At 70.2% G+C, this 24,083-nt stretch carries 28 protein-coding genes and 1 tRNA gene; 13 read left to right on the forward strand and 16 right to left on the reverse strand.

Annotated features, from left to right (window positions below; all coding sequences use genetic code 11):
• Position 1 precedes the first annotated feature (1 nt).
• Genes ABZX02_RS24400 through ABZX02_RS24410 form a run of 3 tightly spaced genes read right to left on the reverse strand, consistent with a single transcriptional unit; the run spans position 2 to position 2,060 of the window.
• Positions 2 to 553, reverse strand: a complete 552-nt coding sequence (locus ABZX02_RS24400) for a hypothetical protein (RefSeq protein ID WP_355300902.1) — start codon at positions 551 to 553, stop codon at positions 2 to 4.
• Positions 550 to 1,146, reverse strand: coding sequence for a hypothetical protein (locus tag ABZX02_RS24405; RefSeq protein ID WP_355300904.1), 597 nt, complete (start codon positions 1,144 to 1,146; stop codon positions 550 to 552). The genes ABZX02_RS24400 and ABZX02_RS24405 overlap by 4 nt, the downstream gene beginning before the upstream one ends.
• Positions 1,146 to 2,060 (reverse strand): glycosyltransferase family 2 protein, encoded by a 915-nt coding sequence (locus ABZX02_RS24410; protein WP_355300906.1) that lies wholly within the window; start codon positions 2,058 to 2,060, stop codon positions 1,146 to 1,148. Before ABZX02_RS24410 ends, ABZX02_RS24405 begins: the two co-directional genes overlap by 1 nt.
• A 20-nt stretch (positions 2,061 to 2,080) precedes the next feature.
• Here ABZX02_RS24410 and ABZX02_RS24415 point away from each other — a divergent pair, with 20 nt between their 5' ends.
• The 3 genes from ABZX02_RS24415 to ABZX02_RS24425 all read left to right on the forward strand — a co-directional run bounded on the left by ABZX02_RS24415 (position 2,081) and on the right by ABZX02_RS24425 (position 5,132).
• Complete coding sequence (locus ABZX02_RS24415; RefSeq protein ID WP_355300908.1) at positions 2,081 to 3,064, forward strand: glycosyltransferase family 1 protein; 984 nt, start codon at positions 2,081 to 2,083, stop codon at positions 3,062 to 3,064.
• Positions 3,065 to 3,132: 68 nt separating this feature from the next.
• Positions 3,133 to 4,260, forward strand: a complete 1,128-nt coding sequence (locus ABZX02_RS24420) for a glycosyltransferase family 1 protein (protein WP_355301070.1) — start codon at positions 3,133 to 3,135, stop codon at positions 4,258 to 4,260.
• A gap of 26 nt (positions 4,261 to 4,286) precedes the next feature.
• The gene (locus ABZX02_RS24425) at positions 4,287 to 5,132 is read left to right on the forward strand and encodes a glycosyltransferase family 2 protein (RefSeq protein ID WP_355300910.1); all 846 of its coding nucleotides are present in this window, start codon (positions 4,287 to 4,289) and stop codon (positions 5,130 to 5,132) included.
• Between the two features lie 456 nt (positions 5,133 to 5,588).
• On the opposite strand, the gene ABZX02_RS24430 is transcribed toward ABZX02_RS24425, so the two are convergent.
• A complete protein-coding gene (locus ABZX02_RS24430; RefSeq protein WP_355300911.1) occupies positions 5,589 to 7,061 on the reverse strand; it encodes a CYTH and CHAD domain-containing protein in 1,473 nt (490 codons plus the stop codon).
• A 150-nt stretch (positions 7,062 to 7,211) separates the two neighbouring features.
• Here ABZX02_RS24430 and ABZX02_RS24435 point away from each other — a divergent pair, with 150 nt between their 5' ends.
• Positions 7,212 to 8,021 carry a hypothetical protein gene (locus ABZX02_RS24435; protein WP_355300913.1) on the forward strand — a complete coding sequence of 270 codons (810 nt, stop codon included), beginning with the start codon at positions 7,212 to 7,214 and terminating at the stop codon, positions 8,019 to 8,021.
• A 41-nt stretch (positions 8,022 to 8,062) separates the two neighbouring features.
• A complete protein-coding gene (locus ABZX02_RS24440; RefSeq protein WP_355300915.1) occupies positions 8,063 to 8,374 on the forward strand; it encodes a metalloregulator ArsR/SmtB family transcription factor in 312 nt (103 codons plus the stop codon).
• Here the strand turns inward: ABZX02_RS24440 and ABZX02_RS24445 are convergent.
• On the reverse strand, positions 8,352 to 9,887 hold the full coding sequence (locus tag ABZX02_RS24445; protein ID WP_355300917.1) for an amidohydrolase: 1,536 nt from the start codon (positions 9,885 to 9,887) through the stop codon (positions 8,352 to 8,354). The genes ABZX02_RS24440 and ABZX02_RS24445 overlap by 23 nt on opposite strands.
• 103 nt (positions 9,888 to 9,990) lie before the next feature.
• Here ABZX02_RS24445 and ABZX02_RS24450 point away from each other — a divergent pair, with 103 nt between their 5' ends.
• Positions 9,991 to 10,641, forward strand: a complete 651-nt coding sequence (locus ABZX02_RS24450; protein WP_355300919.1) for an HNH endonuclease family protein — start codon at positions 9,991 to 9,993, stop codon at positions 10,639 to 10,641.
• Here ABZX02_RS24450 and ABZX02_RS24455 read toward each other — a convergent pair.
• Together ABZX02_RS24455 and ABZX02_RS24460 are read right to left on the reverse strand one after the other, a co-directional pair.
• Positions 10,638 to 11,225, reverse strand: coding sequence for a hypothetical protein (locus ABZX02_RS24455; RefSeq protein ID WP_355300921.1), 588 nt, complete (start codon positions 11,223 to 11,225; stop codon positions 10,638 to 10,640). The genes ABZX02_RS24450 and ABZX02_RS24455 overlap by 4 nt on opposite strands.
• A gap of 120 nt (positions 11,226 to 11,345) precedes the next feature.
• A complete protein-coding gene (locus ABZX02_RS24460; protein ID WP_355300923.1) occupies positions 11,346 to 12,026 on the reverse strand; it encodes a hypothetical protein in 681 nt (226 codons plus the stop codon).
• 327 nt (positions 12,027 to 12,353) lie between these two features.
• Here ABZX02_RS24460 and ABZX02_RS24465 point away from each other — a divergent pair, with 327 nt between their 5' ends.
• Positions 12,354 to 12,566, forward strand: coding sequence for a hypothetical protein (locus ABZX02_RS24465; RefSeq protein ID WP_355300924.1), 213 nt, complete (start codon positions 12,354 to 12,356; stop codon positions 12,564 to 12,566).
• Here the strand turns inward: ABZX02_RS24465 and ABZX02_RS24470 are convergent.
• Complete coding sequence (locus ABZX02_RS24470; RefSeq protein ID WP_355300926.1) at positions 12,563 to 12,832, reverse strand: DUF2277 domain-containing protein; 270 nt, start codon at positions 12,830 to 12,832, stop codon at positions 12,563 to 12,565. The two genes, ABZX02_RS24465 and ABZX02_RS24470, sit on opposite strands and share 4 nt — an antisense overlap.
• A gap of 7 nt (positions 12,833 to 12,839) precedes the next feature.
• On the reverse strand, positions 12,840 to 13,400 hold the full coding sequence (locus ABZX02_RS24475) for a cupin domain-containing protein (RefSeq protein WP_355300928.1): 561 nt from the start codon (positions 13,398 to 13,400) through the stop codon (positions 12,840 to 12,842).
• A gap of 50 nt (positions 13,401 to 13,450) precedes the next feature.
• Between ABZX02_RS24475 and ABZX02_RS24480 the strand changes: the two genes are divergently transcribed.
• The gene (locus tag ABZX02_RS24480; RefSeq protein ID WP_355300930.1) at positions 13,451 to 14,266 is read left to right on the forward strand and encodes an NAD(P)/FAD-dependent oxidoreductase; all 816 of its coding nucleotides are present in this window, start codon (positions 13,451 to 13,453) and stop codon (positions 14,264 to 14,266) included.
• On the opposite strand, the gene ABZX02_RS24485 is transcribed toward ABZX02_RS24480, so the two are convergent.
• Both ABZX02_RS24485 and ABZX02_RS24490 read right to left on the reverse strand, forming a co-directional pair.
• Positions 14,247 to 15,959 (reverse strand): HAMP domain-containing sensor histidine kinase, encoded by a 1,713-nt coding sequence (locus ABZX02_RS24485; protein WP_355300932.1) that lies wholly within the window; start codon positions 15,957 to 15,959, stop codon positions 14,247 to 14,249. The genes ABZX02_RS24480 and ABZX02_RS24485 overlap by 20 nt on opposite strands.
• On the reverse strand, positions 15,956 to 16,621 hold the full coding sequence (locus ABZX02_RS24490; protein ID WP_355300934.1) for a response regulator transcription factor: 666 nt from the start codon (positions 16,619 to 16,621) through the stop codon (positions 15,956 to 15,958). Before ABZX02_RS24490 ends, ABZX02_RS24485 begins: the two co-directional genes overlap by 4 nt.
• Positions 16,622 to 16,701: 80 nt before the next feature.
• On the opposite strand from ABZX02_RS24490, the gene ABZX02_RS24495 reads away from it, so the two are divergent.
• Both ABZX02_RS24495 and ABZX02_RS24500 read left to right on the forward strand, forming a co-directional pair.
• Complete coding sequence (locus ABZX02_RS24495) at positions 16,702 to 17,499, forward strand: DUF3152 domain-containing protein (RefSeq protein WP_355300936.1); 798 nt, start codon at positions 16,702 to 16,704, stop codon at positions 17,497 to 17,499.
• Between the two features lie 45 nt (positions 17,500 to 17,544).
• Positions 17,545 to 18,450 carry a LysR substrate-binding domain-containing protein gene (locus tag ABZX02_RS24500; protein ID WP_355300938.1) on the forward strand — a complete coding sequence of 302 codons (906 nt, stop codon included), beginning with the start codon at positions 17,545 to 17,547 and terminating at the stop codon, positions 18,448 to 18,450.
• Here ABZX02_RS24500 and ABZX02_RS24505 read toward each other — a convergent pair.
• Positions 18,407 to 19,168, reverse strand: coding sequence for an AraC family transcriptional regulator (locus ABZX02_RS24505; protein ID WP_355300940.1), 762 nt, complete (start codon positions 19,166 to 19,168; stop codon positions 18,407 to 18,409). The two genes, ABZX02_RS24500 and ABZX02_RS24505, sit on opposite strands and share 44 nt — an antisense overlap.
• Before the next feature lie 88 nt (positions 19,169 to 19,256).
• Here ABZX02_RS24505 and ABZX02_RS24510 point away from each other — a divergent pair, with 88 nt between their 5' ends.
• Positions 19,257 to 20,060 (forward strand): NAD(P)H-binding protein, encoded by an 804-nt coding sequence (locus tag ABZX02_RS24510; protein ID WP_355300942.1) that lies wholly within the window; start codon positions 19,257 to 19,259, stop codon positions 20,058 to 20,060.
• On the opposite strand, the gene ABZX02_RS24515 is transcribed toward ABZX02_RS24510, so the two are convergent.
• Entirely contained in the window at positions 20,036 to 20,419 is a 384-nt protein-coding gene (locus ABZX02_RS24515; protein ID WP_355300944.1) for a hypothetical protein, read from the reverse strand. The genes ABZX02_RS24510 and ABZX02_RS24515 overlap by 25 nt on opposite strands.
• Positions 20,420 to 20,472: 53 nt before the next feature.
• On the opposite strand from ABZX02_RS24515, the gene ABZX02_RS24520 reads away from it, so the two are divergent.
• Positions 20,473 to 20,988, forward strand: a complete 516-nt coding sequence (locus ABZX02_RS24520) for a DUF4303 domain-containing protein (protein ID WP_355300946.1) — start codon at positions 20,473 to 20,475, stop codon at positions 20,986 to 20,988.
• A 66-nt stretch (positions 20,989 to 21,054) separates the two neighbouring features.
• Here the strand turns inward: ABZX02_RS24520 and ABZX02_RS24525 are convergent.
• Both ABZX02_RS24525 and ABZX02_RS24530 read right to left on the reverse strand, forming a co-directional pair.
• Positions 21,055 to 21,127, reverse strand: a tRNA-Arg gene (locus tag ABZX02_RS24525).
• A 129-nt stretch (positions 21,128 to 21,256) separates the two neighbouring features.
• Entirely contained in the window at positions 21,257 to 22,336 is a 1,080-nt protein-coding gene (locus ABZX02_RS24530; protein WP_355300948.1) for a LacI family DNA-binding transcriptional regulator, read from the reverse strand.
• Between the two features lie 72 nt (positions 22,337 to 22,408).
• Between ABZX02_RS24530 and ABZX02_RS24535 the strand changes: the two genes are divergently transcribed.
• On the forward strand, positions 22,409 to 23,572 hold the full coding sequence (locus ABZX02_RS24535) for an MFS transporter (protein WP_355300950.1): 1,164 nt from the start codon (positions 22,409 to 22,411) through the stop codon (positions 23,570 to 23,572).
• Here the strand turns inward: ABZX02_RS24535 and ABZX02_RS24540 are convergent.
• Complete coding sequence (locus ABZX02_RS24540) at positions 23,550 to 24,074, reverse strand: hypothetical protein (RefSeq protein ID WP_355300952.1); 525 nt, start codon at positions 24,072 to 24,074, stop codon at positions 23,550 to 23,552. The genes ABZX02_RS24535 and ABZX02_RS24540 overlap by 23 nt on opposite strands.
• Positions 24,075 to 24,083 lie beyond the last annotated feature (9 nt).

Genomic DNA, 24,083 nt, shown 5'->3' on the forward strand with positions numbered 1-24,083 from the left:
GCTAAGCCTGCCTCATCACTCTGCGCGCCCGCAGTGTGGTTGCACAGATCAGGAGCAAAGCGACAGCGACGGGCACCCCGAAGACCCACTCGCCGGACCAGTCGTTGCGGTCGGCGAGCAGCGGGCGCATCAGCGGGTGCCGCAGCACGGTGGCCGGGCCGGGCTGCACCTTCTTGTCCTGCTCACCGCGCACGACGATGCGCAGCTCGGCGCCGTCGGGGCAGGTGACGTGGTGCGCGAACATCGGGTTGTCCGGCCCCGGCACGTCCTCGACGGCGGTGATCACGCACGTCTGGGGCGTGGCGAGGACGTCCATCAACGCGCGGTGGCCGTCGCCGACGAGGACCGCTGTGCCGGGGATCACGACCATGAACGCGGGTAGCACGAGCCACGCCGGTCCGAGCTTGCCGAGGCCCCAGGCGAACGCGAGGGACAGCAGGCAGCACGGCACCAGGACCGCCAGCTCGTACTGCTCGGGCACGACGGCGCCCAGCACGACGGCGGCGGCGACGGCGGCGAGCCCGATCACGATGAGTGGTGCCGGTCGGCTCACGGCTGCTTCCGGAGCAGCCGGGCGACGGGGATCGCGGTAGTCATCGCTACGAGGACGCCCACCACCAGGGGGAGGTTCCAGAGATCGGGAGCGGCGAGGACCGGCCGCAGCGGGGGACCGATCCGGACGTCGCCCTCGGGGGCGCGGAGCCGCTCGCTCCAGTCCTCGGTGATCTCGACGTCGCCGCTGGGACAGCCCAGCACGTACTCGACGACCGGGCGCTTCGCCGACCGGTGTTCCTCGGCCTCCCGCACCACGCAGCGCTCGACGTGGCCGATGCGGTCCATCAGCACGCTGTGCCCGCCGAACGTCAGCACGAACGGCGCGCCGAGCCCCAGCAGGAACGCGGGCAGCGCCGCCTGCTTGCTCCCGGCGAGCCCGCACAGGCCCAGCGCGAACGCGAGGCCGCCCGCGAGGGCGAGCAGCAGGAACCCGACCTGGACCGTCATGCCGAGCGCGGACCCGGCGAGAATCGCTGTCGGACCCGCGACGAGCAGCAGCCGGGTGACCTTCCGCTCGGCCGCGTCGAGCGCGCGTTTGTTCTCGGGCGAGTTCGGGTCGTAGATCAGGCGGGGCTTGCGGCTGCGCGACATCAGCGGCCCGCCCAGTCCCGCCAGACGCGCCCGCGCGGCACGCCGGTGGTGATCCGGAGCCGCTGGACGAGCGTCACCGGGAGCCGCAGCAGCACCTCGCCGAGCACCCGCGCGCGGAGGCCGACGCGGAAGTTCGCGGCCTCCGGGACGTCCTTGCGGAACGGCAGCACGACGGTGATCGCGAGGAACCGGGCGAGCTGGGTCAGCGCCACCGCGAACGGGGCGCACCGCAGCAGCATCAGCAGGCGGTTGCGCTCGTTCCAGCGGTGGAAGAGGGCCGAGCCGGGACGGGTGCTGGCGCCGTGCCGGTGCCGCACGCGCGCCGGTCCCACCGAGATCACCCGGTGGCCCGCCAGCCGCAGCCGCCAGGCCGTGTCGGTGTCCTCGTAGTAGCAGAAGAAGCTCGCCGGGACGCCGCCGACGGCCTTGAGCACGTCGGTCCGCAGCAGTGCCGCGCCACCGCAGAAGCCGAACACCTCGCGGCCGGCGAGCACGACGTCCCTGCCGTGGCCGTCCGCCGTCAGCGCCACGCCGACGGACTGCGTCGAACCGTCGGTGAGCAGGATCGACGAGGTCGCGGCCGCGGCGTCCGGCTCGCCGTTGAGAGCGCTCTCCAACTCGTGCAGCCACGACGGGTCCGGAGCCGCGTCGTCGTTGAGCCACGCGACGTACGGGGTGTCGACCCGGTCGAGGACGGCGGCGAGCCCGCCCGCATAACCCCGGTTGCGCGGCAGTCGCACGACCTCGTGCTCGCCGGGGTGTGCGCTGATCAGCGCGGCCGTGCCGTCGTCGGACGCGTTGTCCACGATGATCGTCCTATGTGGACTCTTCTGGGCGCGGAGGGCGTCCAGGCACGCCGTGATGTGGTCACGGCCGCGCCACGTCACGACCACCACGGTGCTGACTGCCGACACGGCGTGAGACGGTACGCGACGTGCCCGAGCTAGTACTGCTGACCGAGCAACTCAACGCCCCGGTCCCCGGCGGCACCGGCCGCTACACCGCGGAGCTGCTGAGGGTGCTGGGGGAGACCGCGCCGCCCGACTGGTCCGTGACGACCGCGGCGACGGCCCGCGCCGACCGCGTGATCAGGGTGCCGCGCCGTGCGCTGGTGGCGTTGTGGGAACGCGGTCTGCCGCCGAAGCTCGGCCCGCACGTGCACGCCCCGACGCCGCTCGCGCCGTTGCCGGGCGCTGTCGTGACCGTGCACGACGTGGTGCCGTGGACGCACCCGGAGACGCTCACTCCGCGCGGGGTCGCCTGGCACCGCAAGGTGATCGCGCGGGCGGCGCGCGAGGCACGTGCCCTCGTGGTGCCGACTTCCGCTGTGGCGTCTCAACTGGCGGAGTGCGTGCGGGTGTCCGTGCCGGTGCACGTCGTGCCGAACGGCGTGACGCGGCTGGTCGGTCCGCCCGCCGAGGACCTCCCACCGGCGTACGTGCTCGCCGTCGGCACCGTGGAGCCCCGCAAGGGTTTCGGGTTGCTGGTGCGCGCGACCGAACGGCTGCGCGTGCCGCTGGTCGTGGTCGGGCCGCAGGGCTGGGGAGACGTCGACCTGCGCGCGCCGCACGTGACGTTGCTCGGCCGGGTGTCCGACGAGCGCCTGGCCTCGGTGCTCGCCGGCGCCACCGTGCTCGCGGCACCCAGCCTGGCCGAGGGTTTCGGCTTGCCGGTGCTGGAGGCGATGGCCGCGGGCGTGCCCGTCGTGCACTCCGACGACCCGGCCCTGGTGGAGGTCGCGGGCGGCGCGGGAACCGTCGTGCGGCGCGGCGATCTGGCGTCGTTGACGGAAGGTCTGCGTGCTGTGATCGCGGATCCTCATCACACGGTCGAGGCCGGAATCACTCGCGCGAGTGAGTTCACCTGGGAAAAGACGGCGCAGGGTGTCTGGCGCGCCCACGCTGGACAACCGGATTAGTACGTTCCCGCTAAACGCATTCGCAACTGACATTACGCTAGCTGATCGTGCCGACCGCCGAACCCAGCGTGTTGATCGACGCCACCGCGATCCCCGCGGATCGAGGTGGCGTCGGCCGTTACGTGGATTCGCTCGTCGCGGCGCTGGACGCGGACGGCGCCAAGCTCTCCGTCGTCTGCCAGCCGCGCGACCTCGACCTGTTCACCAAGCTGGCGCCCAACGCCCGCGTGATCCGCGCCGCCGACGCCGTCGCCACCAGGACAGCCCGCCTGGCCTGGGAGCAGACGACCCTGCCGCGCCTGATCCGCACCCTCGGCGTGGACGTGGTGCACTCCCCGCACTACACGCTGCCGCTGGCGGGCAAGGCCGCGTCGGTCGTCACGCTGCACGACGCCACGTTCTTCACCGACCCGGTGCTGCACTCGTCGGTCAAGGCCCGCTTCTTCCGCGCCTGGACCAGGGCCTCGCTGAGACGCGCGGACCTCTGCGTGGTCCCGTCCCAGGCCACCGCCGACGAGCTGGTCCGCGTGGCCGCGGCCGACCGCCGCGTCCTGCACATCGCCCAGCACGGCGTGGACACCGAACGCTTCCACCCGCCGTCGCCGGACGAGATCCTCTCCGTGCGCCGCACGTTGTCGCTCGGCGACACCCCGTACGTCGCCTTCCTGGGCGCCCTGGAGCCCCGCAAGAACGTCCCGGCCCTGATCCGCGGCTTCGCCCAGGCGATGGTGGGCCGCTCGGACCCGCCCGCCCTGGTGCTCGCGGGTCAGCCGGGCTGGGACAGCCAGGTCGAACGAGCCCTGGACGCCGTCCCGCACCGCATCCGCGTGATCCGCGCGGGCTACCTCCCGTTCGAGCAGCTGGCAGGCTTCCTCGGCGGCGCCGAGCTGGTGACCTACCCGTCCCTCGGCGAGGGCTTCGGCCTGCCCGTGCTGGAGGCCATGGCCTGCGGCGCGTGCGTGCTCACGACCCGCCGCCTGTCGCTGCCCGAGGTGGGCGGCGAGGCCGTCGCGTACTGCGGCGTCGGCGCCGGCGACATCTCGGCCGCCATCGCCGACCTCCTGGACGACCCGGCCCGCCGGGCGTCGCTCGCGGCGTCCGGCCAGCAGCGTGCCAAGGACTTCTCGTGGTCCGTCAGCGCCGACCGCCACCGCCTGGCCTACGAGCGCGCTCTGATGGTGCGTCGGCGGCGCTGAGCGCGGGCGGCGCTAGGGTGACGCGCGTGAACTACGGCGACGGACTTGGTGTCGTGACGGTCACGTACTCGCCGGGCGAGACGCTGGCTCCCTTTGTGGACACCCTCGAGAAGGCCACCACCCGTCCGGTGCAGGTGATCCTCGCCGACAACGGGTCGACCGACGGCGTGCCGGAGGAAGTCGCCGGGTCGCGTCCGCACGTGACGTTCGTGCCCACCGGCGGGAACCTCGGGTACGGCGGTGGCGCCAACCGCGGCGTTGCGGCTCTGGGACCTGAGGTCGGGTGGGTGCTGATCTCCAACCCCGACATCGAGTTCTCGCCCGGCAGTGTGGACGCGTTGATCGCGGCGGCCGAGCGGTGGCCGCGGGGTGGGATGTTCGGGCCGTTGATCCGGGAGCCTTCCGGGGAGGTCTACCCCTCTGCCCGGTTGTTGCCCTCGTTGGGGCGTGGGGTCGGGCACGCCCTGTTCGGGTCTGTGTGGAAGTCGAATCCCTGGACTCGGGCGTATCGGCAGGAGAAGTCGCCGGTCGAGCGGACTGCCGGGTGGTTGTCCGGGTCCTGTTTCTTGATGCGGCGTGAGGCTTTTGACGCTGTTGGTGGGTTTGACGAGCGGTACTTCATGTACTTCGAGGACGTTGATCTCGGGGAGCGTGTGGGGGCTGCTGGGTGGGTGAACGTTTACGTGCCTGAGGCTGAGGTTGTGCACATTGGGGGGCACTCGACGGCTCGGGCTTCTGAGCGGATGTTGCGGGAGCATCATCGGAGTGCTTATCGGTACATGGCTGATCGGCATGCCGGGGTGTTGTGGGCGCCGTTCCGGGTGGCGTTGAAGGCTGGGCTGGCTTTGCGGGTGAAGCTGCTCACTCGTTGAGTCGCGGCTTTGCTTCGTGGTCGCCTTGCTTGCGGCGGGTTTCTGTTGCGTGCTTCCCCTGGGGGCTCTGCCCCCAGACCCCCGGCAATCTGATCAGGGGGCCCGCGCTGCCTGTGGGTAGATGGCACGCCTGTTGCGTAGAGCGGCTGCCTGTTGCTTAGTTTGGGCGCCTCGGCGGTGGGGTCCCATCACGAGCCGCACCAAGAGCGGGCCACATGCCTGGAGGGGTGTCAAGCGGGCGAAAAGCGTGCCCGCTTGACACCCCTCCAGGCATGCAGCAAGTGCTATGGCGCGACTCGTGATGGGACCCCACCGCCCTTAGGTCTTGGCAAGAGACTGCTCGCCTTCGGCATCGCTGTGGGGCGGGAGTGCCGAACCCTCTCGGAGTGTCAGACCCTCTCGCTAGGTTGGGTCGCGGGGGACTCCAAAACCGAGGGGACCCCTGCGCCAGCGTGCCTACAGGTGCTCCTTGCTCAGCTTGTGCCACAAGCCCGGGAGCGCCGCCTCCGTCTTGTGTGCCAGCTCCACCTCCTGGCCGTACAGCAGGCCGAACGTGAAGCCGTTCTCGTCCCCGCGGCCCAACTCCAGCAGGACCGGTCGTGCCACCACCGAGTCCTGGTGGTCGCCCAGCAGGGTCTGGACGTCCTTCGCCTTCTTGCGCAACGACTTCGCGTGCTTGCCCAGGGCTGGTTCGGCGACCTCGGCCGAGTAGCGGAGGCGTTTGGCCGCCTTGCGGGCCTCATGGAGTGGTTCGTCGTTGTTCTTGGTTGCCAGTGCGGTCTCCACTCGCGTGTCCAGGCGGTGGCGGGCCTTCTCCACCAGGCGTGGCAGGACGTCCTTGGCCTTGCCCTCGGCCAGCGGGGTGAAGGGTGGGGTGGCGAGCAGGGTGTCGATCGTGTTGAGGAGTGCGAAGTAGCGCTCGCTGTCCAGGGCCGCCACGGAGTCCTTGTGCGCCTTGGCTTCCAGTGGGGCGAAGTAGCGGGTCATGCGGGCGGCCACGTCGCCCAGGACCACCTCTGGCGGTAGGGCGTGCAAGGCGTCGGTGAAGCGGGTGCGGAGCACTTCCAGGTCACGTGCTGTGCCGAGGACCGTGGCGAGCCACTTGAGTTCGTCGGTCAGGGCTCGGGTCTGGTCGCGGTCCACGATCTTGCCGTAGGCCTGCAGGGCCGAGCGCATGCGGCGGGTGGCCACTCGCATCTGGTGGACGGCGTCGTGTTCGTCCCTGCGGACTCGCGGGTCCTGGTTCTGGAGCGCGGCGCGTTGTTCGTAGAGGTACGCGAGGACGACGTCGCCTGCCGTCGGCTTCTTGCCGAGGGTGGGGCCGGAGTCGCGTTTGACGCCGATCACCTGGGAGAGCTTGGACTTCGACGACGACGGGACGATGCCCGCGTCGCCCAGGTGGCGTTCGACGGTGTCGAGGAGCTTGTGGTCGCCGCTCTCGCCCAGTTCCACCTCGATCTCGCGCCAGCTCGTGGTCGTGGTGGAGGAGCCCATGGTCTGGGCGGTCACGACGTCGTCGACGACCTCGGCGAGCATCTCGCCGTCGCCGTTCGTCAGTTGCCAGCGGCGGCGGTTCGTGCGGATCTCGGCGACCGGGGTCAGGCCCTGGCCCCTCGTGTGGGCGCGCACCAGGGAGGAGAGGTCCTTCGGCGGCTTCTTCACGGCCTTGCCCAGGGGGACGCGCAGTTCCTGCCTCGAGTCGCCGCCCGCCGGGAGTTTGAGGTGCCAGCCCTCGTCCGAGCCGCCCACGCGCCTGCGCAGCGTCACGCCGGCGCGGGCGAGGCGGTAGTCGTCGGTGTCGAAGTAGGTGGCTTCGAGGTCGAACTCCTCCGGGCCCGTGGCCACGCCGGTGATCCCGGTGAGGTCCGGCAGGCTCGCGTCCGATGGTGCCTCGTACTTGCGTTCGGTCTCAGTAACGGAGGTCGCCATTTCCTATTAATACCTCGTTTTGTCCGGGTTCACCCATGTCGTGACGGTGCGTGAGGGCGGGTGCCACGGCCGGGCGGAACCGCACCTCTATTGCGTGTAATCGCCGGGTACCCGCTTTTGCGCGTCCTCGCTGTCCGGTTCGCTGGCCGCGTGCCCACGGAGAAGGAACGGCTCGACGTGGTCGAGCCGCAGGTCGCCACGTTGATCAGCCACGTCGGTCAGCTCACGGCGGAACTGGAGCGCGTCACGGCCCGGCTCACCGTGCTGGAGCGGCGCCTCTCCGGTGCCGGCGACGGGCCGCTCGCCGACCTCGACGCGGTCGACGGCGACGTCGAGCCTCTGGTCGAGGCGTTGCGCAAGGCGTGGGACGCCGAGCAGGAGATCCTCGCCGACCCGGCTCGGGTCGCGCTGAGGCAGGAGGTCCTCGAGTTCGACGGGCTCAAGGCCCGGCGCGACGACGCCAAGTCCAAACTGGACGGTGGGCGGGTGCCGCGGTTCGAACGGGACGCGCTCTCGCACGAGGTCCGCCAGATGGAGTGGCTGATCAACGCGAACGAGGCCGGTGCGAAGCGGGCGGCCGACCGGCTCGCGGCCGACGAGGACGCGTCGGGCGAGGAGTGGCGCACCGAGGCCGTGCTCGCGGGCGACAAGGCCCGCGGTGAGATCAGGGACGCGGCGGCGCGGCGCATCTCCGCGGCGCTCGGCCAGTACGCGCGGATGCCCGTGTGGTTCCGGGTCGGGCTGGGCGAGATCCCCACGCCGGACCCGTCGTTCTGGCTCGAGTCGGCGATCGCGGTGCTCGCGTACCGGCTGGAGTACGGCGTCACGGACGCGGTCGCGCCGCTCGGGTCGCCGCCGTCCGCGTCGTCCGGCAGCGAGAACTGGGTCCGCCGCACGAACGTCCACGCCGACGTCGCCGACCGCCTGACGACGTTGGCCGCGACCTTCCACCTGCAGTAGCCTGTTCTGCAACCGTCGGGTTGCAGAAGGGGTGGGTGCGGGTGAGTCAGGTCGATGACGTCTTGGCCGCGCTCGCCGACCCCACGCGCCGGCGGATCCTCGACCTGGTCGCCGTGCGGGGAGCCGTCTCGGCCTCCGCGCTCGCCGCCGAGCTGCCGGTCAGCCGGCAGGCGATCGTGAAGCACCTGGCCGTGCTGGAGAAGGCGGAGCTGGTGGCGTCCGAGCGGGCCGGCCGGGAGAACAACTTCTCCGTCCGGTCCGGCGCGCTCGACGCCACCGCCACGTGGATGGCCTCGCTCGCCTCGCAGTGGGACCGGCGGCTGGCGGCGATCAAGAAGATCGCTGAGTCGTGAGCGTGCCGCCGACCACCGTGGCCAGCACCGGGATGTCCGCGATCGCGTCGCTCGTGCGCGGGTCGTCGCCGAGCACGACGAGGTCCGCGAGCTTGCCCGTCGTGAGGCTGCCCAGCACGTGCTCCTTGCGGCACGCGTAGGCGCCGCCGAGCGTGTACGCGTGGATCGCCTCCTCGACGGTGATCGCCTCGTCCGGACCGATCGCGCGGCCGCTGGAGGACTCCCGCCGCACCATGAACTCGATGGCGCGCAACGGGGCTCCGTCCGCGACGGGCCGGTCCGAGCTGCCCGCGACGGTGATGCCGTGGTCGAGGAACGACCGGCCGCGGTACATCCACGGCGTCCGGCGCGCGCCCATGATCCCGCTGTAGTCGTCGCCGTACGCGTGCAGGAACGCCGGCTGGACCACGGGAATCATGTCCAGGGCCGCGAGACGGGCGAGCTGGTCGGGCCGGACGAGGCCGCAGTGCTCGACCCGGTGCCGGGCGTCGGTGCGCGGGCGGATCCGCTGGGCTTCTTGGACCGCGTCCAAGGCGCAGTCGATCGCGCGGTCGCCGATCGCGTGGATCGCGAGCTGCCAGCCGGCGCGGTGGCCGTCGATGATCGCGGCCCGCAGGAACCCCTCGGAGTCGGCGAGCTGACCCGCGTTGTCGGTGCCCTCGTACGGCTCGGACAACGCGGCCGTGCGTGCCATCATGCCGCCGTCGGTCCACAGCTTCATGGCGCCCAACGACAGCATGTCGTCGCCGAACCCCGTGTGCAGGCCGAGATCGATGGCGCGCGGGATGCCGTCGGACGGGTCGGCGGCCACGTCGTGCAGGACGTGCGCGGAGACCATGAGCTGCACGCGGATCGGCAGCCGCGCGCGTTGGTAGGCGGCGGCTTCGAGCGGACTGCTGGCGATGAGGCCCGCGCCGATGCCCGCCTCCGCGCACATCGTCACGCCCTCGGACAGCACCTGCCGCGCGCTCTCGTGCAGCTCGGCGACGATCTCGTCGAGCGAGTAGGGCAGTCGCAACGTGCGGGCGGCCAGCTGCTCGTTCTCGGTGAGCCAGCCGTCGCTGGTGATCTGCGGGAGCTGCCGGAGCACCGCGGAGTTCACGACGCACGCGTGCCCGGACAGGTCGGCGACGTAGACGGGCCTGCCGTCGCTGATGCGGTCGAGGTCGGACGCGGTGAGCGGGCGGTCCATGATCCGGCGGTCGTAGCCGGACGCCTCGATCCAGCCGGTGCCGGGAGCGCCGGCGAGGCGGTCGAGGACCTGGCCGACCGTCGTCAGCCCGGTGACGTCGATCGTCTTGCGGCCGTTCCACGCCAGGTGCGTGTGGGCGTCGATGAAGCCGGGCAACACCACCGCGCCGCCCAGGTCGACGGTCTCGGCGGCGGGCAGGTCCGCGACGTCGTCGTCCAGACCGGCGATGCGGCCCTGCCAGATGCCGATCGTGTGCGCGGCGGGGTGTGCCGGGTCCATCGTGACGGCCCGGCACCCTGTCAGCTTGAGATCGAGTTCCACCCCGTGATTGTCACGCGGTCACGAGCAACGCGAGACCCGGCAAGGACACGCGGATCACGGACCGGGTGATCGGTCCGTGATCCGCATGGTCGATCATTGCCGCATGAATCGCGCGGCGGTGACGTCACTGGTGGTCTTCGTGCTGCTGGTGGTTCTGGGGTGGTACCTCACGAATCTCCAGTCATCGCAGGAGAATTCGCCCAACACGCCCGCGACCACCGGCCCCGCTCCCGCCGGCTCGACGGACCTGGCGGCGTTGAAGATCGCGCCCGAGGGCAAGATGGCGGGCTACAGCCGGGACCGCTTCCCGCACTGGGCCTCGCAGGGGAACTCCTGCGACACCAGGGAGATCGTGCTGCAGAAGCAGGGCGTCGACGTGAAGTCGGACAAGGACTGCAAGGCCGTCTCCGGCACCTGGAACAGCCCGTACGACGGCGTGGTGATCAAGGACGGCGGCGAGGTCGACATCGACCACACCGTTCCGCTGGCCGAGGCCTGGCGCTCCGGCGCCGACAAGTGGACCGACGACGAGCGCAAGGCGTTCGCCAACGACCTCGGCGGCATCCAGTTGCTGGCCGTGACCGCGAAGTCCAACCGCTCCAAGGGCGACCAGGACCCGGCGAAGTGGAAGCCGCCGGTCGCCGCGTACGGCTGCACGTACGCCCAGCACTGGATCGCGGTGAAGATCACCTACAAGCTGACCGTCGACCAGGCGGAGCACGACGCCCTCGCCGCCCTGCTCAAGACCTGCTAGTCGGGCCAGAAACCGGGGCTGCGGCCGGGCGTGAACTCGATCAGCTTGCTCCGGATCTCGCCGGTGAGCAGGTCGAACAGGAACGCGGTTGCGGTCCCGTCGTAGGACTCCCACTCGGTGGATTCCGAGTCGCACCAGGTGATCGTCCACTGGTCCGGGTCGCCTTCGGTGCGCCAGAAGAGCGTGCACTGACCGGCCTTGCCCCACCTGACCCGGCCGGCGAACTCGCGGTACTCGTAGAGGTCGCTGAAGAAGAAGTCGAGCGACTCCTCGTCCTCGACGGGCGAGACCACCTCGACGACGTGGTCGAAGACGCCGGTGCCGAACGTCGACACCAGGTCTTTGAAGTCGGCGGGGAACACGAACCCGACGTGCTCCTCGGCCTCGTCCCACGACAGCTCGGACCGGCTCGCCGGCCGGTGACCGAACAGCGCGACGAGGTCCGCGTTCCGGTTCCGCGACAACGACATCCCTCCAGCGTCGGCCTGTGCCGACGACACGGCCCGACCCCCCGGACGGGCCGCGTCGTCCTCTTCCTCCGAGGTGGGCCGGCCACCGATGTCCGACCCGGCGGGACGGGTCACGACGGCGCTTCCCCCCGGCCCGTCCCCCGACAGGCCACGCCACCGCTGCCCCACCCGCCCGCGACGGGTCACCTACCCCCTGACCTGCCCACCGGCTCGCCCCCGACGAGCCGGCTCCCCCTACCCGACCTGAACGGACTCGAACAGGCCGGACAGCTTCCAGTGCGTCACGTACCCCATCGCCTCCGCGGCGATGAGCACGTCGAGCTTCCCCAGGTTCGTCCTGGCCGGCATCTGGTAGGCCTTCCCGCGCCGCACGTCCAGCACCATCGGCACCGCGCCCGGCAGCGTCTGGTCCACCGTGTGCTGCAGGATCCGCAGCCCGACGTTGGCCGCCTCCCTGGTCAGCGGCACCTCCTTGGTGTGCACGAGCACCGCGTACGTCGTGCCGTCCTTCTTGCGCAGCCCCAGGTGCGGCCGCACCTTCAGCGTCAGCTCGCCGGCGCGGTAGGTGGCGCCCTCCACCGGCACCCCCGTCGCCTTGAACGACGCCAGCCAGGGCAGGAAGCCGTCGGCGATCTCCTCGAACGCCCGCGGTTGCCCCGTGCGGTTGGCGTTCATGACCGCCTTCTTGAGCTCGATCTCGGGCTCGGTCGAGTTGACCGCTCGTCGCATGGCGTCGCGGATCGGGTTGTAGAACCCGCACACCCGCGTATCGGCCGCCAGGTACATCCCCCGCTGTTCCGACACGATGTTGATGCGTCCACGCTGGCCGCTCATGACGTACTCGGTGAACGACAGTGCGGTGACGCTGACGTTGTTGTCCGGCAACGCTTTCTCCCCTCGTACCGCGAGCTTCACCTGACGTTATCGAAGGGGTCTGACAAAAACCGCGCTGCTCCGAACGGTCTAACGACTACCGTGCGTGGAACGGTCACCCGAGTGGGTTACACGAAGAGTTGCGACCTGGATCGCAATCGGTAAACGGACGGTGACGGACCGGCAACCGATCACGTGTATGACCGTTCGTCTGCCGTTCGCCGACGCTCACCGAACGCTCACCGCAAGACCAGCGGAAGTAACACTCCGTAGAAGATCAACTCAGCAGAATGGGTTCGTCAGGAGGAATCACGGCGAGGGAGCACGATGGCGGTCAAGGCGGAGCGTTCACCCGATAGAGCGGGTGACGTGGAGGTTCCGCAGCCGGGACGGGAGCGGTGGCAGATCCACCCGAGCCACTGGCCGCACGCGGTGCAGGTGACGGTCATCCTCGTGCTGATCGCGCTGCTGCTGTGGGCCATCGCCGTGACGCTCGGCCCCGACCAGGCCTTCATCGTCGGCTCCGCGGGCATCGCGGCCAAGCTGATCTGCATGTACCTCGAAACCCGCGTGCGCCACTAACGTCCGTAACGTTCCGCCGCACGGGCTTTCGCCTTCGCCGCCTCGACCTCGCGGTCCTTCGGCGGCGCCGTCGTCACCAGCGAGTCGAGCAGCTCCCGCGTCGCCGCCGCCACGGCCTCGACGGCCTTGTCGAACGCGGCCTGGTTCGCCGCGGACGGTTTCGTCGTCCCGCCCACCTTGCGCACGTACTGCAGCGCCGCTGCCTGCACCTCGTCGGACGTGGCGGGCGGTTCGAAGTTGTGGAGCACGCGGATGTTTCGGCACATGACCCCACTATGACCTGTTCGGCGGCGCAGCGCGGGTGTGGATGCGCTCGCCCTGCTTCCCGAACAGGCTGATGATCTCCGCCGGCTTGCCGTCCGCGCTGCCGAAGCTGTGCGGCTGGCGGCAGTCGAACTCGGCCACCTCGCCGGCGCGCAGCACGACCTCCTTGTCGCCCAGCCGCAGCCGGACGCGCCCGCTCAGCACGTAGAACCACTCGTAGCCCTCGTGCACGCGCGACTCGTGCAGCTCCGGGTCGCTGATGATCATCTTCCACGCCTGCAGCGGCCCGAGCGAGCGGGTCAGCGGGATGCCGACGCGGCCGTGCGCGAGCTGACGCGGCTTCATCGACACGCGCGGATCGCCCACCTCCGGCGCGCCGACCAGGTCGTCCAGCGACACCTGGTAGGTCCGCGACAACGGCAGCAGCAGCTCCAGCGTCGGCTTGCGCTGGTCGGTCTCCAGCCGGGACAGCGTCGACTTCGAGATGCCCGTCAGCTCGGACAACGTCGCCAGCGTCAGATCGTGCTCGGCCCGCAGCGCGGCGAGCCGTTGCCCCACGGTTGTTGCCATAACAGCAACTTACTTTGCCAAAACTGGACTGTCGACCGCACTCTCGGACCATGACGTACGAAGTGGTGATCATTGGTGGGGGAGCGGCCGGACTGAGTGCCGCCCTGATGCTGACCAGGGCGCGCCGCAGCGTGCTCGTGGTCGATGGTGCCGAGCCGCGCAACGCCCCGGCCGCGCACATGCACAACTACCTCTCTCGCGACGGCCTCTCGCCGTTGGAGCTCCTCAAGCACGGACGGGCCGAGGTGGAGGGATACGGCGGTGAGATCGTCACCGCCGAGGTGCGCGGCGTGACCAGGCTCGAGGACGGGTTCGCGGTCGACCTCGGCGACCGGGTGGTGCGCGCCCAGCGCCTGCTGTTCGCCACCGGCCTGGTCGACGAGGTGCCCGACCTCCTGCGCGAACGCTGGGGCCGCGACGTCTTCGGCTGCCCGTACTGCCACGGCTACGAGGTCCGCGACCAGAAGCTCGTGGTGTTCGGCGAGGAGATGAAGGTCGCGCTGGTCCGGCAGTGGTCCGACGACGTCACGCACGTGCCGTCGGTCGACGCGATCGAGGTCGAGGACGACCGGTTGGTCGCGGTGATCTCCGGCTCACGGCGCGTGCCGGCCGATGCGCTCGTGTACTCCGCACCGGTCAAACCGCGTGACGAGTTCCTGCTGGCCCTGGGTGCGGAAACCGCAGAAACGATCGCAGGCCCGTTCGTGCGCACGGACGACAAGGGACGCACGAGCGTTCCCGGCGTCTACGCGGCGGGCAACGTCACGGACCCCACGGCCATCGTGATCGTCGCCGCCGCGCAGGGTGCGCAGGCCGCCGGGATGATCAACGTGGACCTGCTGGGCCTCATGCCCGCGGCAGGCTGATCCGGAACGTCGACCCCTCGCCGAGAACGCTCGTCACCGACACCTCGCCGCCGTGCGCCTCCACCAGGTGCCGCGTGATCGCGAGCCCGAGCCCGCTGCCCCCGGTCCGGCGGCTGCGGGACTTGTCGGCCCGCCAGAACCGGTCGAACACGTGCGGCAGGTCCTCCGGTGCGATGCCCGTGCCGGTGTCCGCGACCTCCAGGACGGCCCTGTCCTGCCACAGGAACAGCTTCACGACGACCTCGCCACCGGGCGGGGTGTAGCGCACGGCGTTCGCGACCAGGTTGCCGAGCGCCTGCCGCAGCCGCACCGGGTCCGCGGTGGTGTGCACGGGCGAGGTCTCGGCGCGCAACAGGATCTCGCGGTTCTGCTGCGCGTTGACGACCTGGTCCACGACGTCGTCGAGCGCGATCGGCTCGGGGTGCAGCCGCAGCGTGCCCGCGTCGGCCTGGGCCAGGTCGTGCAGGTCGTCCACGAGCCGTTGCAGGAGGAGCGACTCCTCCAGCAGCATGCCGACCAGGTGCGGGTCCGGCTCCGCCAGCCCGTCCTGCGTCGCCTCCAGCCAGCCGGTGATGTTGCCCAGCGGTGTGCGCAGCTCGTGCGCGACGTCGCTGACCATCGCCTGGCGCTGGCGTTCGGTCTCGGCGAGCTTCTCCGACATGGCGTTGAACGACTTCGCGAGCTCGCCGATCTCGCCCGCGCCGCCGTCGACCCGTGCCGTGCGGTCGCCCTCCGCCGTGCGCCTGGTCGCGGCGGTTAGGGCGCGGATCGGCCGCACGAGCTGGGTCGCGGTGATCCAGGAGGCGAAGCCGGCGATCGCGAGGATGCCCAACGCCACCAACGTGATCCGGGTGGCACCTGTGGTCGACAGGTCGATCGGCAGGGGCTCGTCGCCGGTCACCTGCGTGAGGAACAGCTGCACCGGCTCGGCGACGTACGGCTTCAGCTGTTCGCGGCGCGCGCTGTCCATGCACGCCACCGCTTCCGGCGACGAGTCGCGCACCATCAGGACGTCCCAGTCGAGCGTCACCCTGCTCGGCGGTTTGTCGGCGATGGACGGATCGCCCGCCTGCCTGGCGATGCACTTGATGAACAGGTTCTGCAGCTGCTCGTAGGCGGCGGTCTCCGTGGCCGTCATGGTGTACAGCCGGTCGCCGACCGTGCAGTCCTCCCACTTCGAGAGGTTGCCGGGCTGGTCGTTGGAGAGCCGCGGCCGCCCGTTGGGCGCGTCGACTATGGTGATGTAGCGGTTGCATTCGCTGAGCTGCGCCGCGTAGGCGTGCAGGAGCCGGTACTCCTCGTCGGTCAGCTTGAACGGCCCGACGGCCCGCGAGTCGATCCTGCCGTTGACGTTCAACGGGTCGACCACGGCTCTCGGGGTGATGGGCAGCGGCGGCGCACTCTCGTTGCCCGTGTCGACGAGCTTCTTGCCGTTGTGATCGGTCAGCGCGATGCGCCGGCCGTACTTGCTCGCGATCTCCTGAGCCTTCGGTGTCGCGTCCGACCAGTTCTTGTGCGTGGCCGCGTACCCCACCAGCTCGTCGACGATCGCGGCGTCCGTCTCGAGCGCCTCGCCCTGCTCCTGCCGGATCGCACCGGTCGTCGCCTGCGACGCGAGCCACGCCGTGACGGCGATCGAGCAGGCCGCGATCACCAGTGAGAACAGGAAGAACCGGACGAGGAGGCTTTTCATGCGAGCTTGTACCCGATGCCGTAGACGGTGAGCAGGCGTTCCGGCCGACGCGAGTCCTGCTCGATCTTGCGGCGCAGCTTCATCATGTGCACGTCGACCGTGCGTGCGGTGATGAACCCGTCCTCCAGCAGCTGTTCGCGCGTGAACACCCGTTGCGGCTGCGCGGCCATCTTGGCCAGCAGGCGGAACTCCGCGGGTGTGAGGCTCACCAGTTCGTCCTTGATGCGCACCTCGTGCCTGATCGGATCCACGGTCAGATCGCCGACCTTGAGCACCGTGGCGTTCGTCTCGCGCGCACGGCCCGTGCGTCGCAGGATCGTCCGGACGCGCGCAACCATCTGCCGTGGCCGGAACGGCTTGGTGATGTAGTCGTCGGCGCCCAGGTCGAAACCGAGCAGCACGTCGTCCTCAGTGGACCGCGCGGTGAGCAGCACGATCGGCACGTCGGACTCGGTCCGGACGGCGCGCATCACGTCGATGCCGTCGACGAGCGGCATCATCACGTCGAGCACCAGCAGGTCGGGGTTGCGGCGCCGGGTCTCGTCGATCGCCGCCCGTCCGTCGTGGACGACGACCACGGAATGCCCGTCGTGCTCCAGGTACCGGCGGACGAGTTCAGCCTGGTGAACGTTGTCCTCGGCGACGAGAATGTGGGCGCACACAGGTGCGAGTATGCAGGCCTTCACGACAGTCAAGCGGGACGTAAACAGGTTCTTCATCAGTTCCGGCGAGCGTTGCCGTCATGAAGGTGCACCTGGCTCTGGCGGCGGTCGCTCTGACCGCGCTCCTGCTGACGACGACCCAGCTGGCAGGGGAGACGTCTCCTGCGGCCGCTCCCACCGCGCCATCGGTCTCGTCGCAGGTCAGCTCCGCCGAGGCCCCGTCCTCGCCTGCGGCCGCGCCGTCGTCCGCCCGCGTCTACGCGTCGAGCTCCGACCTGCCCGACGGCCCGGAGTTCCCGGTCGCGGGCGCCGGCACGTTCCACGTCGTCCCGGGAGAAGGACCGGTCGTCGGCACGGGACCCGTGCGCACCTACGCCGTCGAGGTCGAGGACGGCATCGTCGCGGACGAGCAGGGCTTCGCAGCGTTCGTGGACGCGACCTTGGCGGACCCGAGGGGCTGGACGGCCCGTGGCCAACGTTCGGTGAAACGCGTCTCTGGTGCCGCATCGGTGCGTGTGCGCCTCACGTCCCAGCAGACCGCACGGGCCGTGTGCGGGTTCGAGATCCCGGTCGACGTCTCGTGCCGTGACGGCAACTTCGTCTACCTCAGCGCCGCACGATGGGTGCGTGGCGCCGTCGCGTTCCTGCCGGACCTCAACGCGTACCGGACGTACATGGTGAACCACGAGGTGGGGCACGCGTTCGGGCAAGGCCATCAGCCGTGCTCGGTGGCGGGCGGACCGGCGCCGGTGATGATGCAGCAGACGTTCAGCGTGGCCAACGACGAGATCGTGCGCATCACGAACGGCGTGCCTCAGGGCGCGGTGATCCCGCAGAACGGCAAGGTCTGCACGCCCAACGGCTGGCCGTACCCGTGACCTTCCCTCACTTGTGGTTGATGTCGGGCTCCATAGCCTGACGGCATGGACGTGGACACGAGGCTGCTGAGATATTTCGCCGCCATCGCCGAGGAGGGGAACCTCACGCGCGCAGCGCACCGGCTGTTCGTGTCACAACCATCGCTGACAAAACAACTCAAGCACCTGGAGTCGCAACTGGGCGTGCGGCTGTTCACGAGGTCCAGCACCGGAATGCGGCTCACGGAGGCAGGACATGTTCTCGCCGCCCGCGTACCTCCCGTGCTCGCGGGCTGGGACGCCGCCGTGAGCGAGACCCGCAGCGCCGCTCGGGTGCTGCGCGTCGGGTTCCTCGCCAGTGCGGCGAACGACGCGACGCGGTCGATCGTCGCGGCGTTCGGCAGGATCAGGCCGGGCTGGCGGGTGGACCTGCGGCAGGCGCCGTGGTCGGACCCGACGGCCGGTCTCGCCGGAGCCGAGGTGCCCGTCGCGTTGCTGCGCCTGCCCTTCCCGGGCGAGGAGGCGTTCGGCGTGCGGACGCTGTTCAGCGAATCCCGTTGCGTGGCACTGGCGTCCGACCACCCGCTGGCCAGCCGCACGTCGATCGAGTTCCGCGAGCTGTGGGACGACCCGGTGATCGTCGCGCCCGCGTTGAAGGGCGCCTGGCGGGAGCACTGGCTCGCGTTGTCCGAACGGGACGGTCGCGAAGTGCGCATCGGCGCCGTGACAGAGCAACCGGACGAGTTCTTAGGCGCCATCGCGAGTGGTTGCGGCATTTCGCTCGTGCCTGCCTCCACGGCCCGTTTCCACTCACGGCCAGACGTCGTCTACATACCGGTGAAGGGCGTAAGCCCCAGCGACGTCGCTGTGGCGTGGCTGCCGGACGCCGGTGAGACCGCCGCGGACTTCGTCCGGTGCTGCGTCGACGTCACGCGCTCGCGGCGCACCGGGTGCGGCACTCGCTCGGGCTGAACCCGTGCACACGCTTGAACGCGGCGCTGAACCCGAACGCGTCTGCGTACCCGACCCTGCGCGCCACCGAGGCGACCGTCGCCGACGACTCGGCCAGCAGGTCCGCCGCCACCGCCATCCGCCACTCCGTGAGGTAGGTCAGCGGCGGCACCCCGACGAGCTTCGCGAACCGGCTCGCGAGCGTCGTCCGCGCCACCCCGGCCTCCCTGGCCAGCAACGGGAGCGTCCAGGCCCGTTCGGGGTGGGCGTGCATGGCCCTGAGGACCGGCCCGACCACCGCGTCCGCCTGGGCACCGAGCCACCCGTCCGCGTGCTCGCGGTCGAACCACTCCTTGAGCGCGCACACCATCAACCAGTCCAGCAACCGATCCGCCACGACGCCGGGCCCGTCCGTGCCGATGGTCGCGTAGAACTCGGCGCACCCGTCCTCGCCGGGCGCCACCAGCGCGTCCGGCAACACGGCCGTGAGCCGCCGCGCCACCGCGGTGTTGACCTCGTACGTCCCGCTGACGACCGAGGCACGTCCCTGCGCGGCAACGGACTCCTGCACCACCAGGATGTCCCCGGCCCGCGCCGTCTCCCCGCGCACGCTGATCTCCCCGGCCGCGACCGCGTACAACGTGAGCCCCGGCAACACCCGCGTCCCGTCGATCTCGGTCCGGCGCACCCCGGCACCATCGGCGCGCACCCCGCGCAGCAGTACGTCGAACGGCTCCATGCACCCCACGATACGGCCCGAACGATCGAACATCGTCGATGAACTCTCACCCATGTCCCCGCCCGCCCCGGCCCGGTTGGCTGAGGACATGAGCGAAGAGATCCTGGTCCTGGGCGCCACCGGCAAGACGGGCCGCCGAGTGGTCGAAGCCCTGCGGGCAGCCGGCGCGGTGCCGCGCAAAGCCTCCCGCGCCACCGGCTTCGACTGGACCGACCCCACCACCTGGAAGAAGTTCCTCGACGGCGCGAGCGCGGCCTACCTGATCGCCCCGGAGGACCCGGCCGTCATCGCCCCGTTCACCGAACTGGCCGCGACGTCAGGCCTCCGCCGCATGGTTCTGCTCTCCGGCCGAGGCCTCGACCAGACCCCGCCCGAGGTCTTCCAGGGCATGCACGCTGCGGAGAAGGCGGTCCGCTCGAGCGGCCTCCCGTGGACCGTCCTGCGGGCCAACAACTTCAACCAGAACTTCTCCGAGGAGATCTGGCAGCCGGAGATCGAAGCGGGCCGCCTCTCCCTCCCGGTCGACGACACCCCGGAACCGTTCGTGGACGTCAGCGACATCGCCGAGGTAGCCACCCTCGCCCTCACCACCGACGAGCACGAGGGCCAGACCTACGACCTGACCGGCCCGGAAGGCGTCACGTTCGCAGCAGCGGTGGCCAAGATCGCCCAAGCCACCAACCGCCGAATCGAACTCGTCGAACTCACTCCGGCCCAGTACCGCGATGTGCTGATCGGCGCAAGCGTCCCGGAGGAGGTAGTCGCAGACCTGAACGGCATGTTCGACGGCATGCGAGCAGGCAAGCTGGCCACCCCGACGGACGACATCCCCCGCCTCCTCGGCCGACCGGCGAAGAGCTTCGACGCCTACGTCTCGGAAACCTGGCGCTGACGAGGCAACAACAGGTGCACGGCGAACCCGGAAGCCGTGGCCAGCACCGCCTGGTAGACGACCGACGGCTGGTACCCGCCTCCGATCAGGAACGCGGCGTCCAGCCCGGTCGTCCACCAGCCGGCCAGTTCCCCGAGCCCCAGCACGTGCCACCCGAAGAACCCGGCGCACCAGGCCCCGACCACCCAGGCCGCCGTGCCGCCACGCCGGACGAAGAGGAACGTCGACACCGCGGCCACGGCGTTGAAGGCGAGGGCGATCCCGGTCAACGTCGCGTCGGCACCCCACAGCAGGGTCGCCAGCGTCTGCACCACGAGCACGCCGACAACCAGCCAAGTGCCCAACCGCGTCTTGTCCACGAGCCCGATTATCCCGCAGCGCCATCAGCGTCCTGCCGTGCTTCGATGTCGGGGTGATCCCGAGCGAAGCGGACCTCGCGGACGCGCTGACCGCAGCAGTGCGCGCGGCCGTCACGGACCTGTTCGCGAGCAACCCCGGCCACACGTTCTACTTCGTCACGCTGACCACACCGGGCGAGGCGTTCGGCCCGGCGCTGTCGGCGTGGTCGCACGAGGCACTGGCAGGACGAACGGACGCCGACGACGTCCGCTACTCCTACGCCGACTCGCCGTTCTCGATCGTGGGCGAGGAGCACCTGGCACCGGTCCGCGCCCTGTTCGCCGCCCGGCCGCAGGTGTTCGACCTTGAGGACGACGAGGCCGAGGCGGAGTACGACCTCCGGCTGCGCGCGATGGAGACGGCGCTGCGCAGGCTGTCCGATGAAGGGCTGTTCGGCGTCGGTGAGGCTCGTGCGCGCGTGTTGGTCCTGGTCGAGGTCGTCCCCGGCGACGAGGAGAACGTTCCCTGTGCTCGGCGGCTGAACCCGCCCGGGCCTGCGTTGGACGCGTGGCTGGCTTGTTTCGCCTAGGTCTGGAAACGCATCGGGCCGATCTCCTGGGGAGATCGGCCCATCTGCTTGCTACCTGTGGTGTAGCGCCCCTGGCAGGATTCGAACCTGCGACCTCGGGATTAGAAGTCCCTCGCTCTCTCCACTGAGCTACAGAGGCTGGAGGGGTGCGAAAGTGGCCACGAAGTGTGGCCACCGGTGCCCCCACCGGACACATCGTCCGGAGTCGATCGACCGTTTCCGCCCTACGTCCAAACGGGTGATGAAAAAGGTCTAAACGTGACGCGGATCACGTTCGCGGGGCCGTTGAGGCTCTCTCCACGAGGGAAACTTCGAGTCTCGTCGGCCGTGGCGGTCTGCCGCCGGCCAGTAATTTCAGCGCCAGCTCGCCGGCGCGGCGGCCCTTGTCGGCCAGGGGTTGACGCACAGTAGTCAACGGTGGGTCGCTGTAGGCCGCTTCGGGGACGTCGTCGAAGCCGACGACCGAGAGGTCTCCTGGGACGGTCAGCGTGAGGTCGCGGGCTGCCTGGAGGGCGCCGAAGGCCAGTTGGTCCGACGCGCACAGCAGAGCGCTCGGGCGCGGCGTGCGGGTGAGTAGCCACCGCGCGCCGAGACGTCCGAGTTCGCGATCACTGCCGCGGGCCTCCCACACCGGTACATTGTCCGGTTTCACCCCGGCTTTTTCCAAAGTGTCGAGGTAGCCGCCCAGTCGGTCGCGGCTCACGCGGAACGGCACGGCCGAACGGCGCTCCGGCGAGACCGGTCCGGATACTCCGTCCGGGTGCAGTGCGAACATCAGGACGCCGAACCTGCGGTGTCCCAGGGACAGCAGGTGTTCGGCGGCCGACGCGGTGCCGGCGTAGTCCTCCACCTCGACTCGCGCCGAGTTCGGCAGGACCGGCTGGTCGATCACGACGAGCGGGAGGCCGCGGGCGGCCACGGCGTCCAGGGCCGGGGCCGAGTCGGGGAGTGAGTAGGCGACCATCACGTCTGCCTGTGCGCGCGTCACGATCGATGGACGCGGACCGCCCGTGGAGTCTCCTGGCATCAGGACGAGGCTGTGGTCGTGACCGTCCACGGTCTGTGCGAGGCCATCGAGCACGATGGAGTGCGCGGGATCTGAGAACGCTCCGGACAGGCCCTGCGGCAGCATGAAGCCCACGGCGGCGGACGAGCGGGTCGCGAGCGAGCGGGCCACGGGGTCCGGGCCCGCGTAGCCGAGGGAGCGCGCCGTTTCGAGGATGCGTTCGCGCAGGGACGACGACAGCTGGTCCGGCCGGTTGTACGCGTTCGAGACCGTCGCCCTCGAGACCCCGACGGCGGCGGCGACGGTGTCCAGCGTCGGCCTGCGTCGGCGGTCGGAGTCCACGCACGCATCGTATTCGAGAGATCGCGTCACTACTGCTGGTGCCGCTGAAGCGCTTCAGTCATGCTGGAACGCATGTCCCCACGCCTGGCCACCTTCGTCGTCTTCCTCTTGAACGGCGCTGTCTTCGGCACTTGGGCCTCTCGCGTGCCCGCGCTGGCCGAGCAGGTCGGTGCCGAGGTGGGCAGTCTCGGCCTGGCCCTGCTCGGGGCGAGTGCGGGTCTCGCGTTCACGGCGCCTTGGGCGGCACGGATCTGCGCTGTCCATGGGTCGCGTGGGGTGCTGATAGCGAGCAGTCTTCTTAGTCCGCTGCTTCTGCCCGTGCTCGCGTTGTCGCAGTCGACGCCGCAACTCGGACTGACGCTCATCGCGCTGGGAGCGAGCATCGCCGCGATGGACGTGTCCATGAACATCGCCGCGGTCGTCGTCGTGCGTGACTTGCGGCGGTCGTTGATGCCGCAGTTCCACGCGGGCTTCAGCGTGGGCGGGCTCATCGGGTCGTTGGGCAGCGCCGCCGCGGCGCAGGCTCAGTGGACGCCCATGAGGCACTTCCTGCTGGCGGCCGTCGTGGGCGTACTTGTGACCGCTCTCATCGCGAAGGCGATCCCCGGAGGAGTAGGCGAACGTCACAGGAAAGAGGTCGCCGAACGCGCGAACGTGCTCAAGAGCCCGGTCCTCTGGCTGTTGGCGAGCGTCGCGCTGTGCAGCGCTATCGCGGAGGGGGCGGCGGCGGACTGGTCCGCGCTGTTCATGGTGCGTGAGCGCGGTATGGGTGACGCGGCCGGCGCATACGCCTATGCGGTCTTCTCGGTCACGATGGCGCTCGCACGGTGGTTCGGCGAGCCCTTCCAGCGCCGCCTGGGGCCGCACCGCCTGCTCGCTACGGGCGGAGGACTGGCCGCGACGGGGCTGGCGCTCGCCGTCGTGGTGCCGTTCCCCGCTGCGGGCTACGTCGGGTTCGGGCTGGCCGGGCTGGGGCTCGCGTTCTCGTTCCCCGTGGTCATGGACCTCGCGAGCGAGACCGGCAAACGGGCGGACGGCAGCGGTGGCGAGCGCGAGCTCGGGCTGGTGACGACGATCGCCTACACGGGGTTCCTCGCGGGACCGCCGATCGTGGGCGGGCTCGCGCACGTCAGCTCTCTCGTGCTCTCACTCGGGTTCGTGGCGATCGTCACGGCGCTGATCATTCCGACGACGCTGCTGGCCCGGCGTGCGGCTAGGCAGGCGGCATCCGTTTGAGCGCTTCCACGCTGAGGGGTTCGAGCGCCTTCGTGACCTGGCTCTCGGTGGCGTTGCCGCTCATGCCGACGGCCACCATCAACGACTCGTTGCGCGTCACGGCGATGGTGGCGGTGCAGATCGTGTCCTTGTCCGCGGACGGCTTGGAGCAGTGGAGCCACGTTGCGTGCTTGGACGTCTCGACCTCGCGGCCCGTCTGCTGTGACTTCTTCGAGTCGTCGAACGACCGGTAAGGCACCGCTACCAGCGCATACGTTCCCTCGTTGAGCGTGTAGAGGCACGAGTTCGCCAGTTCGGTGCGCGGCACGGGCTTGAACTTCAGCGTGCCGAGCGGCTTGAGGTCCTTCTCCGTCACCAGGGCGCACGGGTCGACGCCGGCGGTCTTGCGGGGCGTCGCGATGGCGAGCGGCGGGAGCGGGGCGGCGACGGGTTCGCCCTGGATGGAGTACGTGCAGCCGGTCAGGGAGAGCAGCACGAGCAGGAGGAGGGAAGAACGGCTCACACGGCGCAA

The organism is Lentzea sp. NPDC003310, assembly GCF_040610935.1.
GTDB lineage: Bacteria > Actinomycetota > Actinomycetes > Mycobacteriales > Pseudonocardiaceae > Lentzea.